Source organism: Afipia sp. GW821-FHT04G03 (assembly GCF_059419985.1).
Genome location: NZ_JBWKSV010000001.1, coordinates 1,497,314 through 1,513,213 on the forward strand (window position 1 = coordinate 1,497,314; position 15,900 = coordinate 1,513,213).

At 60.4% G+C, this 15,900-nt stretch carries 14 protein-coding genes; 7 read left to right on the plus strand and 7 right to left on the minus strand.

The features are described from left to right. Positions 1–47 precede the first annotated feature (47 nt). Entirely contained in the window at positions 48–1,478 is a 1,431-nt protein-coding gene (locus tag AC07UB_RS07150; protein WP_492793203.1) for an aldehyde dehydrogenase family protein, read from the minus strand. 323 nt (positions 1,479–1,801) lie between these two features. On the opposite strand from AC07UB_RS07150, the gene AC07UB_RS07155 reads away from it, so the two are divergent. From AC07UB_RS07155 to AC07UB_RS07175, 5 genes are all read left to right on the plus strand, one after another. Further along, entirely contained in the window at positions 1,802–2,701 is a 900-nt protein-coding gene (locus AC07UB_RS07155; protein WP_494651550.1) for a LysR family transcriptional regulator, read from the plus strand. A 281-nt stretch (positions 2,702–2,982) separates the two neighbouring features. Further along, entirely contained in the window at positions 2,983–3,423 is a 441-nt protein-coding gene (locus AC07UB_RS07160) for a PAS domain-containing protein (RefSeq protein WP_494651549.1), read from the plus strand. Between the two features lie 105 nt (positions 3,424–3,528). Then, complete coding sequence (locus AC07UB_RS07165; protein WP_494651548.1) at positions 3,529–4,587, plus strand: acyl-CoA dehydrogenase family protein; 1,059 nt, start codon at positions 3,529–3,531, stop codon at positions 4,585–4,587. Between the two features lie 27 nt (positions 4,588–4,614). Continuing rightward, a complete protein-coding gene (locus AC07UB_RS07170; protein WP_494651546.1) occupies positions 4,615–5,775 on the plus strand; it encodes an acyl-CoA dehydrogenase family protein in 1,161 nt (386 codons plus the stop codon). Between the two features lie 29 nt (positions 5,776–5,804). Continuing rightward, the gene (locus AC07UB_RS07175) at positions 5,805–6,590 is read left to right on the plus strand and encodes an enoyl-CoA hydratase/isomerase family protein (protein ID WP_494651545.1); all 786 of its coding nucleotides are present in this window, start codon (positions 5,805–5,807) and stop codon (positions 6,588–6,590) included. An 18-nt stretch (positions 6,591–6,608) separates the two neighbouring features. Here the strand turns inward: AC07UB_RS07175 and AC07UB_RS07180 are convergent, their stop codons facing one another. From AC07UB_RS07180 to AC07UB_RS07205, 6 genes are all read right to left on the minus strand, one after another. After that, entirely contained in the window at positions 6,609–8,009 is a 1,401-nt protein-coding gene (locus AC07UB_RS07180) for a GumC family protein (RefSeq protein WP_494651544.1), read from the minus strand. 179 nt (positions 8,010–8,188) lie between these two features. Further along, positions 8,189–9,025 carry an endonuclease/exonuclease/phosphatase family protein gene (locus AC07UB_RS07185; RefSeq protein WP_492793210.1) on the minus strand — a complete coding sequence of 279 codons (837 nt, stop codon included), beginning with the start codon at positions 9,023–9,025 and terminating at the stop codon, positions 8,189–8,191. Next, entirely contained in the window at positions 9,025–9,834 is an 810-nt protein-coding gene (locus AC07UB_RS07190; protein WP_492793211.1) for a carbohydrate ABC transporter permease, read from the minus strand. Before AC07UB_RS07190 ends, AC07UB_RS07185 begins: the two co-directional genes overlap by 1 nt. Beyond that, entirely contained in the window at positions 9,831–10,751 is a 921-nt protein-coding gene (locus AC07UB_RS07195; RefSeq protein ID WP_492793212.1) for a carbohydrate ABC transporter permease, read from the minus strand. The genes AC07UB_RS07190 and AC07UB_RS07195 overlap by 4 nt, the downstream gene beginning before the upstream one ends. Before the next feature lie 48 nt (positions 10,752–10,799). Next, positions 10,800–12,077, minus strand: coding sequence for an ABC transporter substrate-binding protein (locus tag AC07UB_RS07200; protein ID WP_494651542.1), 1,278 nt, complete (start codon positions 12,075–12,077; stop codon positions 10,800–10,802). A gap of 52 nt (positions 12,078–12,129) precedes the next feature. Next, complete coding sequence (locus AC07UB_RS07205; RefSeq protein ID WP_492793214.1) at positions 12,130–13,146, minus strand: ABC transporter ATP-binding protein; 1,017 nt, start codon at positions 13,144–13,146, stop codon at positions 12,130–12,132. 262 nt (positions 13,147–13,408) lie between these two features. On the opposite strand from AC07UB_RS07205, the gene AC07UB_RS07210 reads away from it, so the two are divergent. Together AC07UB_RS07210 and AC07UB_RS07215 are read left to right on the plus strand one after the other, a co-directional pair. Then, positions 13,409–14,197, plus strand: coding sequence for a DeoR/GlpR family DNA-binding transcription regulator (locus tag AC07UB_RS07210; RefSeq protein WP_492793215.1), 789 nt, complete (start codon positions 13,409–13,411; stop codon positions 14,195–14,197). Positions 14,198–14,237: 40 nt separating this feature from the next. Next, on the plus strand, positions 14,238–15,887 hold the full coding sequence (locus AC07UB_RS07215; RefSeq protein ID WP_492793216.1) for a Na/Pi cotransporter family protein: 1,650 nt from the start codon (positions 14,238–14,240) through the stop codon (positions 15,885–15,887). The last annotated feature ends 13 nt before the right edge of the window (positions 15,888–15,900 follow it).

The following is a 15,900-nucleotide window of genomic DNA, read 5'->3' on the forward strand; positions in this document are numbered from 1 at the left end:
CGTGAGCAAAGCCCACGCCGGCAAAATTAATGCTGAATCGGCTCGTCTCAGGCGGCGTTGAAGCCCGCGATGGCCTTCACCTCGAGATATTCCTCAAGGCCGAACTTGCCCCATTCGCGGCCGTTGCCCGACTGCTTGTAGCCGCCGAAAGGTGCCGTGCGGTCATTGGGAACGCCGTTGAGATTGACGTTGCCGGCGCGAATCTGGCGACCAACCTTGCGCGCACGCTCAACTGTGCCGGCCGAAACATAGCCCGCGAGACCGTAAGGCGTGTCGTTGGCGATCTTCACCGCATCCGCTTCGTCCTTCGCTCCCATGATGACCAGCACCGGTCCGAAGATTTCCTCGTTGGCGATGGTCATTTTGTCAGTCACGTCCGAGAACACCGTCGGGCGAACATAGAAGCCCTTGTTGACGCCCTCCGGAAGGCCAACGCCGCCGGCGACCAATGTCGCGCCTTCGTCGATGCCCTTCTGGATCAATCCTTGAATCTTGTCCCACTGCGTGCGGTTCACAACCGGACCGATGGTGGTGCCTTCAGCCCGCGGATCGCCCGCCTTGGTCTTGTCGGCGACGGCCTTGGCGATCGCCGCGATTTCCTTGATCTTCGCCTGCGGCACGATCATGCGCGAGGGCGCGTTGCAGGACTGACCGGAGTTGTTGAACATGTGCATCACGCCGCCGGTCACCGCCTTGGTAAAGTCGGCGTCGTCGAGAATGACGTTGGGCGACTTGCCGCCAAGTTCCTGACTGACGCGCTTCACTGTGTTCGCGGCGCGCTTGGCGACGTCGATGCCGGCGCGGGTCGAACCGGTGAACGAGATCATGTCGATCCCGGGATGCTCGCTCATCGCGACACCGACATCCGGGCCGAGGCCGTTGATCAGATTGAACACGCCCTTCGGCACGCCCGCTTCATGGAGAATTTCCGCGAAGATCAGGGCGGACGACGGTGTGTATTCCGACGGCTTCAGGATCATCGTGCAGCCTGCCGCAATCGCAGGCGCGACCTTGCAGGCGATCTGGTTGAGCGGCCAGTTCCACGGCGTGATCATGCCGACAACGCCTACGGGTTCGCGCACGACGACCGCCGACCCGACGGTTTCCTCGAATTCGTAGTTCTTGAGAACGTCGAGCGTCGATGCGAGATGGCCGAGACCGGCGCCGGCCTGCATCTTCTCTGCCATAGGCAGCGGCGCGCCCATCTCGTCGGAAACGGCAGCGCCGATGTCCTTCATGCGGGTCTTGTAGACGGCGATGATCTTTTCGAGCAGCGCAACGCGCTCTTCGCGGGTGGTCACCGAGAACGTCTCGAAGGCGCGGCGGGCGGCTGCAACAGCCTTGTCCACGTCGGCTTTCGATCCAACCGCGATTTCGTAAATCGCTTCTTCCGTCGCCGGATTGACAACCGGAATGGACTTCTTGACCGCGGGGTCAACCCAGGCGCCGTCGATGTAGAACTGCATACGATTGGTCATGGCGTTTCCCTTAACTGCCGCTTTCTTGCGTACATATGGATGAATCGATCATACGATCGGTAATTCGATGTATCGGCCATCGCCGATATGCCGTGATCGTATCGCTCTTGCAGCGAGAGCGAAAGACCCATCCTCGATGGTTTATCCGCACATCCGGGCGCAATGCATGAGAGATATGCGGGCACCTTTTCCGGCATTGTGCGAAGCACGACCGGCAGATCGTGACATGCCACGCCGGAGGCATTTTGGCGCGCTCCAATCCTTTTGACAATCACGGAGTATAGGCGCTTAATATCGACTTTCCGAATATGAACGGACAGCCGATGGACACCGAACTGGCGAGAACTTTCCTCACCGTCGTCGAGGCGGGAAACTTCATCAGCGCCGCGGAGAGGCTTCACGTCAGCCAGTCCACCGTCAGCACGCGAATCCATACGCTCGAAGATCTGCTCGGGTGCATTTTGTTCGTCCGCAACAAGGCCGGCACAACGCTCACCGCCCCCGGTTACCAATTTCAGAAACACGCGACAGCGCTGGTTCGGACCGTGGCGCAGGCGCGTCACGATGTCGGCATTCCGGAAGGCTTCAGCGGCACGCTCGTGGTCGGCGGCCGTGTCGGATTGTGGGAAGAGTTTCTGCTGGATTGGTTGCCGCTGATGCAGAAGGCCACGCCCACGATTTCCATTCTGGCCGAGACCGGTCTTGAACCAGACATCATGCAAGGTCTCATTGAAGGCCGGATGGACATCGGCGTCATGTATACGCCGCAAAGCCGCCCGGGCCTGAAGGTCGAGCAATTGTTCGAGGAACGTCTCGTGATGGTGTCGACGAACGCGAAAAGCGCGCCAGCACCTCAGGCCGGATATATTTATGTCGACTGGGGCCCCGAGTTCTATACGCGCCACAGCGCTTACTTCCCGAGTTTCGGCGGACCGGCGCTAACAGCAAACGTCGGATGGCTGGGGCTTCAGTACCTGCTAAAAGCCGGTGGATCGGGCTATTTCCCGATGCGGATCGTGCTTCCTCATCTCGCCACGAAACGATTGCATATCGTTGCCGGCGCGCCCGAATTCTCAATGCCGGCCTATGTCGTCTATCCTGTCGATAGCGGGCGCGATGTGATCCGGGACGCCGTGGTACTGATGCATCGTCTGGCGGCATCCGCCACGAAAAAAAGCGCCGCAGCAAAGCCGGTCAAGCGGACGGCCCGGGCAAGGCGTTAAGCGACGCAATCCGACCCATTCGGTTTTTCGATATGACCGGCCGGTATTTATCGCTTGTCAGTCGAGCTGTCCGCGGGAGGATAGCTTTCACGCCGCCGCGAAAAACAGGGAATCGCCATGTATCGAACAGCGTCCGGACAAGAGACCGATCTCGCGGGGAAAATCCGGAAATACACCGCCTCTGCATGTTGGCCGCGCGACCCCGAGCCGTCGTGCACCGGACTGGCTGACAACAATACGGCGCGCCGTTCTGTTCCCGATAACGAACGGGACCAGAAGATATGACAAGTCCCGCCAGTCTTGCAGATGCGTTGCTGACATCGGCGTCGGACGCCATCATCGCAACCGACCGTGACAGCGTGGTCACCTTCTGGAATCCCGGAGCCGTCCGGATATTCGGTTTCTCCGCCGGCGAAGCCGTCGGCCAGTCTCTGGACTTCATCATTCCGGAAAATCTAAGGGCCCGCCACGGGGCGGGTTACAGGCACGCGATGGCGACCGGCCAAAGCCGCTACGGCGAAGGTGATCTGCTTTCGGTACCGGCCCTGACAAAAACCGGTCAGCGCATCTCCGTCGAATTCACGATCGTCATGCTGCGGGACGAGCGCGGCCTGCCCGCCGGCACCGCCGCCATCCTTCGCGACGTCACCAGGAGTTTTCAGGAGAAACTCGCGTTGAGGCGTCAGGTCGCGGAACTTCAGCGTACGCTCCCGGGCATTTGAATTGAACGCGCCTCGCTGCGCCATTTCCGGAAGCCTGATCTGATTTGACATGCTTCGGAACGAAGGGATAGCGTTCCGAACAACGTCATTCAAAGGTATTGCAGCTTGACCGATAACATCGTCGCGGAGACGGCCGAGCGTATCTTTACCGATCTGGCAGACGCGCAGCGCATCAACAGCGCCACCGACGACAGTTGGAAAACACCGCTCTGGACCGCAGTTGCCGATGCGGGCTTGCCGTTGTCGTGGGTGCCGGAAGACTGCGACGGCTCCGGCGCGGGCCTTGCCGATGGGTTCAGTGTCGCGAGTTCAGCAGGACGGTTTGCGGTTTCAATTCCGCTGGTCGAAACAATGCTTGCGGGTTGGCTGCTGGCGCAAGCGGGACTTCCCTCACCTTCCGGCAAGATGACCGTTGCACCGGCACGTCCGCACGACCGCATCACGGTCAATGCAGACGGTACGCTCAGCGGACGAGCGCGCGGCGTTCCGTTTGCATCCGAGGCCGAACATATCGCGGTGATCGCATCCGGCGCACAGGGTTTCACGATTGCTCTGGTCGAAGCCTCCGCGTCCCGTATTGAGACTGGAGAAAACCTCGGCAGCGATGCGTCCGACACTGTCACCTTCAACAACACCAGAGCTGTTTCCGCAAAGCCCGCGCCGTCCGGAACAACGCCGGTTTCGCTGATGCTGATGGGCGCGACCCTGCGCAGCCTGCAGATTGCAGGTGCGCTGGAAACCATGCTGGACGTCACCGTGCGTTACTCGAACGAGCGCGTTGCTTTCGAGAAGCAAATTTCAAAATTTCAGGCGGTTCAGCACAATCTCGCAAGATTGGCCGGCGAAGTCGCCGCCGCAGTCGCCGCCGCAGGATCGGCAGCCGACGCCGTTGCGACCAGCGCATCGTTCGACGATGCGGTGTTTCTGGAAGTCGCCTCCGGAAAGGTCCGTTGCGCGGAAGCAGCCGAGAAAGGCGCCGCTATCGCGCATCAGGTGCATGGCGCCATCGGCTTTTCCATGGAGCATATCCTGCATCGCTACACGCTGCGCGCGCTGGGATGGCGTGACGACTTCGGCCACGAAACCTATTGGGCAACGGAGCTTGGCAAGTTCGTCGCCGCCCGCGGCGCAGACGAGTTGTGGCCGCTGGTTGCCTCAAGATAGAACACGAGACGAGTTCAGGACAGCACGATGACCGCAGCGCTTCGTTTCGATCAGATCCGCTTGCCCGAAGAATGCGAGACCTTGCGGCGCGAGGTGCGCGCATTTCTCGCTGAGGAAATCGCGGCTGGAACTTTCAACCCGCACGAACCTCAGCGCGAGGACGTCGACATTCCCGAATTCAGCCACCGCGTGGGTCAGCGAGGCTGGATCGGAATGACGTGGCCCAAGAAATACGGCGGGCACGAGCGCACCTTTCTGGAGCGCTATGTGGTCACCGAGGAGATGCGCGTCGCCAATGCACCGACGCGCCGGTTCTTCGTGGCCGACCGCCAGAGCGGACCCGTGCTGCTGAAATACGCCAATGAGCGGATCAAGATGGACATCGTGCCGCGCATCTGCCGCGGCGAAGTCTGCTTCGCGATCGGCATGAGCGAACCGAACTCCGGCTCGGATCTGTTCGCGGCCAAGACGAAAGCCACCAAGACCGACGGCGGCTGGCTCATCAACGGCACCAAGATTTGGACGACGTCGGCGCATATGGCCGACTACATGCTCGCGATTTTCCGCACCTCGCCGCCGACCAAGGAAAACCGCCGTCACGGTCTGACGCAGTTCCTTGTCGACATGAAGACGCCGGGCATCACCGTCAATCCGATCGCGCAGATCAGCGGGCTGAAAGAATTCAACGAAGTCGTGTTTCAGGACGCCCTCATGCCGGACGACCATGTGCTGGGTGAAATCGACGGCGCATGGAAGCAGGCGACCAGCGAACTGGCCTATGAGCGCAGCGGGCCAGAACGCTTTCTCGAAACCTATTATGTGCTGACCGAACTGGTACGCGCGCTGGGACCGAACCCGGACACCCGCGGCGCGGAAGGCATCGGCCGGCTGGTCGCACAGCTCCATACCATGCGCCGCATGTCAGTGTCGGTTGCGGGCATGCTGCAGGCCGGCAAGGAACCGGTCGTGGAAGCGTCCATCGTCAAGGACATCGGCACTCTCTGGGAGCAGCAGCTGCCGCATCGCGTGCGCGATCTCGCCGCTTTCATCGACATGGACGCCTCCAATCACCACACACTGGAAGAGCAGTTGGCATTCGCCATCAAGATCGCACCCAAGTTGACGATCCAGGGCGGCACGACGGAAGTGCTGCGCGGCATCATCGCGCGTGGACTTGGACTGCGCTGACATCACATCTGACTTTAAAGGGATCACTCATGAGCGGCTTCACCGACATCGGCGTCGAAAAACACGGGCACGTCACGCTGATCGAGATTCGCCGGCCGCCGCTGAATTTTTTCGATCTCGCCCTGATCCGGCAGATCGCCGATGCGCTGAACCTGATCGACAAGGACATCGACGCTCGCGCGGTCGTCCTTGCATCCCAGGGGAAGGCGTTCTGCGCTGGCGCGAACTTCAACCGACCCGCCGGATTTGATGGCGACGCGGCATCCGGCGACGGAACCACAGGTGATCTTTATCTCGAGGCCGTACGCATCTTCAGCAACAAGAAGCCGATTGTCGCCGCCGTTCAGGGCGCCGCTATCGGCGGCGGGCTTGGGCTCGCGGTATCGGCGGATTTTCGCGTCGCCTGCCCCGAGACGCGCTTTGCCGCGAACTTCACCAAACTTGGTTTTCATCCCGGCTTCGGCCTCACCGTCACGCTCCCGGAACTGATCGGAAAAAACAACGCTGCGCTGATGTTCTACACCAGCCGCCGCGTGACCGGTGAAGAGGCTTTCAAAATGGGGCTGGCCAACGTGCTGGTGCCGCAGGATCAGGTGCGCGCCGAGGCGTTCAAGCTCGCGGGCGAAATCGCGGAGAATTCACCCTTGGGATTGATGTCGACGCGCGCGACCATCCGCGCGGGGCTGGCGGAACGCGTAAAGGCGCAGACCGACCATGAACTCGCGGAGCAGACCTGGCTGCGCGAAACTGAAGATTTCGCAGAGGGAGTCAAGGCTACCGCAGAGCGCCGCGCCGGAAATTTCAAAGGACGGTGATGGCCGCCGCGTCACCTATCAAGGCGCAGCCTTCCCTTTTCGCTCATTCATCAATTCGAGCAGCCAGGCAAGGCTGATAGCGAAGCCCAACCCGAGCAATAAATTGATGAACAGAATACGAGTCGGAGATGCGCCGCTCCGCTGCAATGGCGGGGTTGCGCGGGTTACTATTTTGGGGTTCTCGCTGTCCAATTGCCGCTGTTCGCCCGAATCACGAGACTGCGTCAGGACGGCCTGATAGTTCGCGCGGCTCGCTTCAACATCGCGCTCAAGCTCTTTCAGGCGCGCGGATGTTTCGTTGAAACCGGTCGGAGCTTTCTTCGCCGTTTCAAGCTGGTTCTTGAGCTGGGTCACTTCGGAACGCGCGCGCTCCAGTTCGGCGGCGGTGGACTGGACGCCATCCTCGATCGCCTGATCCAGCAGGCGCGTGACTTCGGCCATCTGCTGCCTGGCATATCTCAGTTCTGCATTTCGCCCAGCCGCCTCCGACAAATCGGATTCAAGACGCTGCGCGGCCAAATAGCGGCTCTTGAGAGCATTCAAGGTTTCGGTTCGCAGCGATTCAGGGATTGCCCGGAAATCCCTTTGATCTCTGGCGCGCTGCATCTGGGCAAGCGCCGAGCGCAAACCAGTCACCTTGGTTTCGGCATCGGCAATCTGGCCGGGTAATTCATTCGCCTGCTTTTCTATCGCCGCCTGACCAACCGCAACACCCGTTTCGCTTTCCCTGCGAAAGGCCTCGTAACGCTGTTCAGCCTCGCGCAGGCGTGCCTGAAGCATGCCCACCCTCGCGTCGGAAGGCGGCACAGCGCGCCCTGCCGTTGCAGCGCGTTCGCGCGTCTCTTGCTCGATGTAGAAATCCATCACGGCGTTCGCCACGCGCGCCGACGTTTCCGGATCTGACGTCGTAACGTCGACGTTGGCAACAGACGCGCCGGGGGTGTGCGTGACATTGATCGCACGATTCAACTGGCGCAGCGCGCTCTCATTCGGATCGGCGTCGGGTGCAAGACCGACACCGGTCAAAAGTGCTGCGAGAATTCCTCTCGATTTCGCGCCAAAGAGAGGATCGGTTTCAAGCTTTTCCCGCGCGATGACCTTCTCGAGAAGACTGCGCGACGTCATGACCTTGATCGGGCTTTCGGCTTCAACCGTACTGTCAACTGCCGTCCCGTGCGCGGCGGAGTCGGACCCGACGGGTTGGGGCAAAGACGGATCGAGCAGGACTTGGCCGGACGCAACAAACCTGGGAGGCGTGACCAGAATGTAGGCAAGGCTCATCGCAGCGCAGGCAAGCGTCACAATCACGATGAACGCGGCCCGGCGGCGCAACATCTCTACAAAGCCCTCCAGGTCCGGAACAGGCAGTTGAAGACGGCGCAGATATGCGTCGTGCCTGTCGTTATCGGAGATCGCCATCCCAACTGTTCCACGCCATACAATTCAGGTCAGTGTAGCCTCCTGTAACGGTCATTGGGGAGACATCTTTTGCCGGCCGTCGCACAAAATCGGCCGGCTGAATGGCTCAGCCGCAGGCTGGATGGCGACCGTCGGTGCCATTTTTGGCATAAAACAGCATCACAGACGTGGAAGCGGATTCAGTCCGCAAGCTCAACCACGATCGGCTGATGATCCGACGCATCCGTCGCGCCGTTCACCTCGATCCGCCGAAGCCGAGCGGTTAAATCCTCCGTCACGAAAATAAAGTCGCGGCAATCGGGACCGTCCGACCATTGCTCGTGATCGTAAAGACCGCAGGTCAGCGCGTGAGGTTGATCTGGATGATGGGCCGACCAGGCGTCGCGATAGTTCAGCCCCGGACGTAACGAAAGCTGAATCAAGGCATGCTGCGGGTCGGAGACGTCGAAGTTGAAATCACCACACAGCAGGCTCGACGCTGCCAGCGTCTGACTTGCGTAGGGTTCGCCATGGAGCCCGGCTGCCTTCGCACCCGTCGAAGCTTCTTCCTGCAGATCGAGCAACCTCACGATCTGTGCTTCGCGCTGAGCGGCGGAATGATACTCAAGATGCGTGTTGACGATGCGCAAGGGACCCGATGCCGCCTTGATCGTCACATCCAGCGCATGCCGCCGCATGCTGCGAACTGCACTGGCGTCCGGCCATGGCAGGAGGTGGTTGGCGATTTGCAGCACCGGAAGCCGTGACAGCGTCATGTTCCCGAACCGATGCGTCTGTCCATCGTCGCCGATGGTTTCTATCGCCGGACGAAACACTGGCCGGTATCCGGGCAGCAGCGACGCCAACAGCGCGCTCTGGTCCGTGCCACCATCGAGCTTCTTGAAATTATCAGACACTTCCTGAAAGCAGTAGACATCCGCGTCAGACATTTCCCGTGCGACGGACACGATACGCCCGAGGTCGGTCACACCGTCGCAGCCTTTGCCGCACTGAATGTTCCATGTCAGAAGCCGCATCAGCGAATGCCCGCGCGCATGAAGGATTGCACGAACTGTCTCTGGAACAGCAGGAACGCAATCAACAGTGGCGCCATCGTCATCACCGTCGCAGCCGTGATGATCGACCAGTCCACGCCGGTTTCGGGCGCGCCGAATACCGCGAGCCCCACGGTAAGCGGCCGGCTCTCCACCGAATTGGTCACGATCAGCGGCCAGAGGAAGTTGTTCCAGTGATAGCTCACCGAAACGAGACCGAAGGCCACGTAGGTCGGCCGTGCCAGCGGGACGTAAACTTTCCAGAGAATTTGCAGCGGCCCCGCCCCTTCGACGCGCGCGGCCTCGACCAGTTCCTGCGGAACGCTCTTGAAGGTCTGCCGCAACAGGAAAATGCCGAACGCGCTGGCCAGATACGGCAGAGCGATTGCCGGAATGGTATCGAGCAAGCCGAGCTTTCCGATCATGCGGTAATTTTCAACGATCAGAACGTCGGGCATGATCATCAATTGCAGCAGCACCAGCGCGAACGCGATTCCGCTGCCCTTGAATGTAAATCGCGCGAATGCGTAGGCTGCGAGCGTCGAAAGAATAAGCTGGCCGATCAGGATGATCACGACCAGCACCATTGTGTTGAAATAGTAACGGCCGAACGGTGCCTGATTCCACGCGCGCGCGAAGTTCTCCAGCGTCCACGGCGCGGACAGGCTGAACGAAGTCGCATAGGCAGCCGGATGCAGCGCACTCCAGAACGCATAGGCCAGCGGCGCGAGCCACAGTAGCGCCAGCAGCCACGCGGCAACCGCTTCAAGAGGGTGCGTGCGGCCGTTCATTGATAATGAATCCTGCGATCGAGATAGCCGAACTTGATCAGCGCCAGTGTGCTCAGCAGGACCAGGAGCACAACCGTCAGGGTGGCGGCATAGGCCGAGTCCTGAAATGTGAACGCCACTTCGTAAATGTAATAGAGCAAAAGCGTGCTGGCATTGTTGGGGCCGCCCTTGGTCATGATGACAAGGTGGTCCACCAGCTTGAACGAGTTGATGACAGCATTGATTGCCACGAACAATGTCGTCGGCATCAGCAGCGGAAACGTGATCCGCCGGAAAGTGTACCAGCGGCTCGCGCCCTCAACCGAGGCCGCTTCTTCGAGGTCGGGCGACAATTGCTGAAGCGCTGCGAGATAGAAGATCATGAAGAAGCCGGCTTCCTTCCAGATCACCATGACGATCAGACAGCTCATCACCGTGCTGGGATCGCCAAGCCAGTTCCAGCCCGCAAGGCCGAAGACCCCGCGCAACTGGTCGAGCAGTCCATAATCCGGCGTGTAGAAAAACAGCCAGATGTTCGCGACAGCGATCATCGGCAGCACGGTCGGCGTGAAAAAGGCCAGACGCAGGAAACCGCGGCCGCGCATGTTGCGGTTGACCCACATCGCCATCAACAACGCGAGCGCGATCGACGTCGGAATGGTGCCGAGCGCAAACCAGAAATTGTTGACCAGCGCCTTCCAGAAAATTGGATCGGCGTACATCGACCGGTAGCTGTCCAGACCGACAAACGCTTCCGTGCCGTTACGGCGGGTGATGAAAAACGAATGCCGGATGGTCGCCAGGATCGGATAGTGCGTGAATGCCAGCAACAGCACCGCGGCGGGCAGCAACAGCAGCCACGCATTCACAGCGTTCCACCACGCATGCGATTTCGGCTTGCGCGCGGTGGCTGATGCTGGAACGGCTTGATCGGTCATCGGATCATCCCTCCGGATGGCGGCGAACCGCCACCCGGATGTTTCACTTTATTTGTACGCACGCAGCACGCGGTCGGCCTGCTGCTGCGCGCCCGCGAGGGCTTCCGAGGGCTTCTGCGTGCCGGTCACTGCGGCCTGCACGGCATCATTGACGAACTTGTAGATGCGGCCGTTCTCGTGAACGGACAGTTCGGGCACCGCATGTTCAAGCTGGTCACGGGCGACAAGTGCCGCGGGGAAGCCCTTCGCGTAGGCTTCCATCGCGGGAGTCTTGTACGCAGCCGGCGACACAGCGGCATAGCCGGTCTTAATGCTCCACTCGGCAGCGCGTTCGGGCGTCGTCATCCACTGGATGAACTTCACGGCCGCCTTCTGCTGCTCGGGCGAGGCGCTCTTGAAGATATAGAAGCTGCCGCCGCCGGTGGGCGAACCGCGACGCTCCTTGGCGGGCAACATCGCGACACCGAAGTTGAACTTCGCGCCGTCCTTCACCGCGGTCAGGTTGCCCGTGGTGTGCCACATCATCGCGGTCTTGCCTTCGAGGAAGTCGGTACGCAGGGTCGCCCAATCGATGCTGCCGGGAGGCATCACCGCGTGCTTGCGCGACAGATCGACCCAATAATCCAGAGCGCCGACGGTCTTCGGCGCGGTGAGATAAACCTCGTTGCCCGGCTCGTTCATCAGCTTCTGACCGTTCTCGATCGCCAGCGCCTGAAGCATCCAGTAGCCATAGCCCGTCGTTGGAATCTCGACACCCCAGCGCGTGGTATTGCCGGATGCATCCTTCTTGACGAGCTTCTTGCCCATCTCGGTCATTTCGTCCCAGCTTGCGGGCGCTTTTTCGGGATCGAGGCCGGCTTCCTTGAAAGCATCCTTGTTCCAGTAGAGCACGATGGTCGAACGCTGGAACGGAATGCTCCACGTCTTGCCGTCGATCTGGCCGTTCGCCATGAAGGCCGGATAGAACTCCTTGAACCACGCCTTGTCCGCAACGAGACCATCCATCGGCACGATGGCGTTCTCGTCCATCAGCGTGAAGACGTCGGTCGACAACAGCACCGAAAGCGGCGGTGGCTGGCCGCCCTTCATCGCCGTCATCGCCTTGGTCATCGTGTCGGTGTAATTGCCGGCATAAACCGCCGTCACCTTGATGTCCGCGTTCTCTTTTTCAAAGCGCGCCACCATGTCGTCGATGATCTTGGTCACCGGACCACCCACCGCGACCGGGTAATACATGGTCAGATCGACTGCAACCGCGGGCTGCGAGCCGAAAGCCAAGGCCGCAAGCGCTGCCGCCGCAACCGTCGTTCGTCTAAAGAGCTTCATGTCATCCTCCCCTTGCTATCGTTTCTCTGCGCCGGCCCCGCCGATGCGGGCCTCATACAACCACAGCCCGCTTCATCTCGCCGGCGGCTGATTGCAGCCGCCGTTCCGTTTCCTTCTCGAACCGATGTTCGAAACCTGCATCCCATGCGAGCCGGACATCGTCGCCCGGATGAGATTTGCTGAAACCGTCCTGTCGTACTGAGACAGGCTGCCCATCGATTTCGCACAGAACGATGCTGTCGGCGCCGAGATGCTCAATCGCCTTTACGCGCGCCGGATGACCGTCTTGCGACACGATACGAATATGCTCCGGACGGATACCGATCAGTTGGCTGCCCTCTGCAATCAAATTCATCGGCGGCGTTCCGATGAAACGCGCCGTGAAAGCCGTTGCAGGCCGATTGTAAAGTTCTTCCGGCGTGCCGTTCTGCTCGATGCGTCCGTCGCGCATCAGCACGACTCGATCCGCCATCGTCATGGCCTCGGTCTGATCGTGGGTCACGTAGACCATCGTCATCCCGAGACGCTGCTGTAACGAACGGATCTCCGTGCGCATTTCGTGGCGGAGCTTGGCATCGAGATTGGAGAGCGGTTCGTCCATCAGGCAAACTTTCGCCTCCGCGATGATGGCACGCCCAAGCGCCACGCGTTGACGCTGGCCGCCTGACAATTGAGATGGCTTGCGCTCAAGCAAGTGACCGAGACCAACGATGTCGGCCACGCGCTTCAGCCGGTCGTCTCGCTCGGCACGGGATACGCGGCGCACGCGCAGGCCGAAAACGATGTTCTCTGCCACGCTCAGATGCGGAAACAGCGCGTAGGACTGGAACACCATGGATATCTTGCGCTCTGCCGGCGAGAGATGCGTGACGTCCGTGCCTCCAATCGTGATTGTGCCGCCGTCGAGTTGCTCGAGGCCTGCGATCAACCGCAAAGTCGTGGACTTGCCGCAACCCGATGGGCCAAGCAGTACCAGCAGCGAGCCTGCGTCCGCCGTGAGACTGACGTCATCAACGGCGCGCATCGGGCCCCAGTTCTTTGAGACGTGATCGAGGGTAATGGCTGACATGAACTACCCGGTCCGGCTGAATTGGTACGTGGGGGACGCACCAGAACGCGGCGCGCAAAACGTTCCGAAATGCACAACGATGCGCGCCGGGCCGCTCCCTCGACCGGGATATGCCCCCCGCCGTGCCCGTTAAAAGAACGCCTCGTCTGCCTTTCCGGCAACATTAAAGTCCTCCCGAATGTTCATCCGAACATACTTTTTGATCAAACGAAATAAGAATTTGCGCGTTTTGTGTTCGAATGATAATATTTCACTCAGATACATGCTGAAGATGACAAACAAGCGACAGACACTGGTCCTCGAAATCGTGCGCGAAAAGGGTTTCGCCTCGATCGAGCATCTCGCTGCGCATTTCGATGTGACCCAGCAGACGGCACGCCGCATCGTGAACCAGCTTTGCGATCAGGGTCTGCTGCGCCGTATCCACGGCGGCGTCGGCCTTCCGGTGTCGAACCAGAATCTTGCTTATGAAAGCCGGCAAGGCCTGAACTTCGAGGCCAAGCGGCAGATCGCGCAAGCGGTCTTCAATTTCATTCCCGACGGCGCCTCCATCATGATCGGGCTCGGAACGACGCCTGAATATGTCGCGCTGGCGCTCGCCGGCCGCCAGAACCTGCGAGTCATCACCAACAATCTCAACGTAGCGTCGGCGTTCGCGCGTAACCCCGATGTGGAAATCACGATTGCGGGCGGAACGCTGCGTCCGCTCGATCGCGACATTATCGGTGACGCCGCAGTGCGCTTCTTCTCGCGTTTCAAAGTCGATATCGGGATTTTCGGCGTCGGCGGCATCGATGAGGAAGGAACGCTGCTCGATTTTTACTCCGGCGAAGTTCAGGCGCGCCAAGCCATCGTCGCAAATTGCCGGACCGCCCTCCTCGTCGCCGACGCCAGCAAATTCGGCCGCAGCGCCACGGTGCGCGGTGGACACATCAGCGATTGCCATCATCTTTTCACCGACAAGCCGCTTCCCGCGGATTTTCATCGGATCGCCGAGCAGTACACCGACAAAATTCGCGTCGTGGGTGACGGCCGCGTACAGGCCGCCTGAAACCACTCCGGCGCGCAAGAGCTTATAAGGGGATCAGATCATGACCCTGGCTATCAACCTGATCGATCTTGCCGGCTTCATCGCGTTGTTGCTGTGGGGCACTCATATGGTGCAAACCGGCATCCAGCGCGCCTTCGGTTCGAAGTTGCGCACGATCCTTGGCCGCGCCTTGCGCAACCGTTTCCGCGCATTCCTCGCAGGCATGGGCGTCACCGCGGTTCTCCAGAGCAGCACGGCGACCGGACTGATGACGGCTGGCTTCGCCGGAGGCGGGTTCATGGGCCTGGTGCCCGCGCTCGCTGTGATGCTCGGCGCCAACGTCGGTACAACACTAATTGTGCAAATTCTGTCATTCGACGTCACGCTGGTTGCGCCAGCACTCGTGCTGATCGGCATGCTGATGTTCCGGAGGGACTCGCGGACGCAGGCACACGATCTCGGCCGCGTCTTCATCGGTCTCGGGCTGATGCTGCTTGCGCTCCGCCACCTGCTCGACCTCATGACCGGTTACGAGAGTTCTCCGACCCTGACCGCCGTGCTCGGGCTCATCTCCTCGTCATGGCTGCTCGATGTCTGTATCGCAGCCGCATTGACGTGGGCCGCCCATTCAAGCGTCGCCATCGTTCTGCTCATCATGTCACTGGCGACAAAGGGAGTGGTCCCTCCTGATGCTGCGTTCGCGCTCGTCCTCGGCGCGAATATTGGCACGGCCATCAATCCGCTCATTGAGGGTCCGGCAGGAGACGATCCCGCAGCCAAACGGCCGGCGCTCGGAAACCTGATCGGTCGTCTTGTGGGCGTCGCCATAACGATCGGACTTCTGGGGCCGATCAGTCAGTTCATCATGGCGATAGAACCTACCACAGCACGCGCGGTTGCCGATTTCCACACGCTGTTCAATCTCGCCATCGCGTTGATTTCACTGCCGCTGCTGACACCCTTCGCATCGCTGCTGCGCCGCCTGCTTCCGGATCGCGCCGATCCGGCCGATCCCGCGCGGCCTCTCTATCTTGACCTCGCGGCAAAGGAGACGCCCATCGTCGCTCTCGGCGCCGCGTCGCGCGAGGCGTTGCGACTGGCAGATGTGCTGGAAGAAATGCTGCTGGGCGTCAACGCCGGACTCGCGTCCGGGGACCGGCGGCTGCTCGTGGAAACCCGCCGGCGCGAAGATGTCCTCGACAAGCTGAACATCGCGATCAAGTCATATCTGACGTCGCTCGACCCCGATGAACTCAACGAGATGGATCAGCGTCGTCTGAATGAAATCTTGACGTTCACAATGAACATCGAACAGGCCGGCGACGTCGTCGACCGGAATTTCCTGCCCCACGCCTCCAAGCGATTGAAGCGCGGACTGGTTTTTTCCGACGACGAGCAAAACGACATCAGCGCGATGATCGAACGGCTTGCCGCCAATCTCAAGACGGCGGCATCGCTTTTCGTCACCGAAGATCCGCGAACTGCGCGCCTGCTGGTTGACGAGAAAGCCGTGTTCAGGGACGCGGAATCAAAAGCGACCGCTTCGCACTTCGACAGGCTTAGAAACAGCGACCTTCAGACAGCGCAGGCCAGTTCGATTCATCTCGACCTGCTGCGCGATATGAAGCTCATCAATTCGCATATCGTTGCTGCAGCTGCATATCCGGTGCTGGAGCGCACCGGAGCCCTTCTGCCTAGCCGCATGGCATAAATACACTCTCGAC